Raw genomic sequence first — 2,727 nt, forward strand, 5'->3', positions numbered from 1 at the left:
CTATCTCAGTGATGTGCTGAAAAGGCTGCCGACGCATAAAGCGACCCAAATAGAAGAATTACTACCACATCGCTGGAAATCCAACTCAAATTAAAAAATAGGCATGGGGTTCAGCGGACGCTTACCTAAAGTCGGTCTATACGCATCCTTCTGTATTGCTGTCGTGATTTCTTTCGTAGGTGGTCGTCCAGCAATGATTTCAGCTGCTACAGGGGCTATGGCACTGCTTATGGTCACATTGGTCAAAGAGCATGGGCTTGAATATCTGCTGGCAGCAACAATTCTGACAGGCATGATTCAGATATTGGCAGGCTATTTAAAGCTCGCCAAGTTAATGCGGTTCGTATCTAAATCTGTAGTTATTGGATTCGTAAATGCGTTAGCGATCTTAATTTTCATGGCTCAGTTACCAGAACTGATTAATGTGACCTGGCATGTATATGCTCTGGTTGCTTTAGGTCTGGCGATTATTTATCTCTTTCCTTTGGTTCCCAAATTAGGAAAATTACTCCCCTCTCCACTTGTCTGCATCATTGCGATCACATTACTGGCAATCGCTTTAGGAATTGATGTACGGACTGTGGGTGATATGGGGTCTTTACCTGACACACTTCCAATGTTTTTGATTCCAAATATTCCTTTGAATATTGAAACATTGATGATTATTTTGCCTTACTCGGTAGCACTGGCGGCTGTAGGTTTACTTGAATCGATGATGACAGCAACCATCGTGGATGAAATGACAGATACGCCAAGTGATAAATATCAGGAATGTAAGGGACAAGGGATTGCGAATATTGCTTCTGGCTTTATGGGTGGCATGGCCGGTTGTGCCATGATTGGTCAATCTATGATTAACGTAAAATCAGGCGGCCTTACACGCTTATCAACATTCTCTGCGGGTATTTTTCTTCTTATTCTGGTTGTATTTATTAGTGACTGGCTCAAAGTGATTCCAATGGCTGCATTGGTAGCGGTGATGATCATGGTCTCGATCAGTACCTTTGAATGGAGTTCTGTCACTCAGTTAAAAGATAATCCTAAGAGCAGTAATATCGTCATGATTGCGACCGTAATTGTAGTTGTTGCTACGCATAACCTGGCTCTAGGTGTATTAACGGGCGTATTGCTTTCAGCCTTATTCTTGGCGAATAAACTTGAAAATGATATCCAGGTAACAGCATCTTTTGAAGGAACAGCCCGTTTATATGATTTGAGAGGTCAGATCTTCTTTAGTTCTTCTGAAAAATTCATGCAAGGTTTTGACTTTAAAGAGGATGTAAAGGATGTGATTATTGATTTGACCCATTCTCACATTTGGGATGTAACATCAGTCGCCATGCTTGACTCTGTTGTCAGCAAATTCCAGAAAAACGGGATTAAGGTTACTGTGCGTGGCTTAAATGAAGCCAGCTCTATCATGATTGATAAGTATGGAACACATTCCAGAATCTAAGTGCAGGAGATTCTACATTTATGTAGAATCTCTGGAGTGTTAATCTATTATGTTTTTTCATTGGATTTGCTTTGGTCTATTGTGTACTAGCTAAAATCTACTCGAAGATATGGATGTAATATATAGTTTTTCCGACGTCAATAAACTCAACTATTTTGGATGTTAAAATAATCAATTATTTTTTAATACGAAAGGTTTTAAGATGAAATCAAAGAAAATACTCGCTCTTGCATTGGTGATGTCGTGTATAGCTGCTTTATCAGGCTGTAACACAACACCTGATAACAATAGTCAGTATACTAATGCAGTCGAGACTTCTCATAAAAATAGTCACAGTAATATTGCTAACCCCCAAGTTTTGGATATTAAGGGAAGTATTACTGGCTATGATACAAAGGAATATATATTCCATGCACAAGCTAATCAAGTACTAAGAGTAGTAAGACAAAATACATCAGACGATGTGGTATTAAATTTACTGTATCTTGGAAATAACAATAAAACTAGTGAACTCTCTGGTGATTTCCAAGTCCTGCCTTATACAGGGGATTATAAGCTTATCGTAAGCCAAACACGCAATGATGCCCGTAAGCATGCAAGCACCGAAATAAAATTTAATTTGAAAGCCTTTATCACTGACCAGCAGCAACCATCTAACCAGCAAAATTATGTCGTCAACTACAAGTGTGATAGCAACGAAAATCTAAGCGTAACCTACCACTTTAATAACCAAAAAACTAGTGCGACAGTGACTTACGATAATATTTCACAACAGCTAAACTTTGATGATCAATATAGTAAAAAAAATAATCCAGTATTCTCCAATAATAACTACTTACTGAGCGTAGGAACTATTAATGATGGCGTGTTTGGAGACTCAATGGTCTACTCTTTGTTAGATTTAAAAAAATCTAAAGGTGGCTACGCGTTATTGCAAAACTGTCAAAAATTATAAACGGTGGTCTCTATGCTGTTCAAGTTGGTTTTGAGTTTATAAATTAATACCTGTTTTGACTGGGTTTAATATTTGAACCCAGTCAAAATTCTGTGTAACTGCTATTTGCTAACAGGAATCTCAATCTCTCACAGAGGTGGATCAGGAAATTTGAACAACACCTATAAGTGATATTTTGCTCCCCGAATGATGTTATAAACATCGATATAAGGAGTATTTTATGGCACGTAGACCAAGAAGAAATCATTCAAATGATTTTAAAGCTAAGGTAGCACTTGCTGCGATTAAAGCAGAAAAAACACTTGCTGAATTGAGT

2 protein-coding genes and 1 pseudogene are annotated in these 2,727 nt (G+C 38.0%); all 3 read left to right on the forward strand.

Translation table 11 applies throughout. The annotated features are described in order from the left end of the window. A partial coding sequence (locus FTV09_RS17420; RefSeq protein WP_136143756.1) for a transposase domain-containing protein occupies positions 1-94 on the forward strand: 94 nt, incomplete at its 5' end. 30 nt (positions 95-124) lie between these two features. Continuing rightward, positions 125-1,456, forward strand: a pseudogene (locus FTV09_RS17425) (SulP family inorganic anion transporter); the annotation flags it as partial. Between the two features lie 202 nt (positions 1,457-1,658). Then, entirely contained in the window at positions 1,659-2,411 is a 753-nt protein-coding gene (locus tag FTV09_RS17430) for a hypothetical protein (protein WP_010116195.1), read from the forward strand. Positions 2,412-2,727: the final 316 nt, after the last annotated feature.

It is taken from the genome of Acinetobacter sp. YH12227 (genome assembly GCF_013417785.1).
Classification (GTDB): domain Bacteria; phylum Pseudomonadota; class Gammaproteobacteria; order Pseudomonadales; family Moraxellaceae; genus Acinetobacter; species Acinetobacter gandensis.

Excerpts from the sequence above, each read along its gene's own strand:
- FTV09_RS17430 (WP_010116195.1), top strand. The coding sequence starts at position 1,659 with ATGAAATCAAAGAAAATACTCGCTCTTGCATTGGTGATGTCGTGTATA.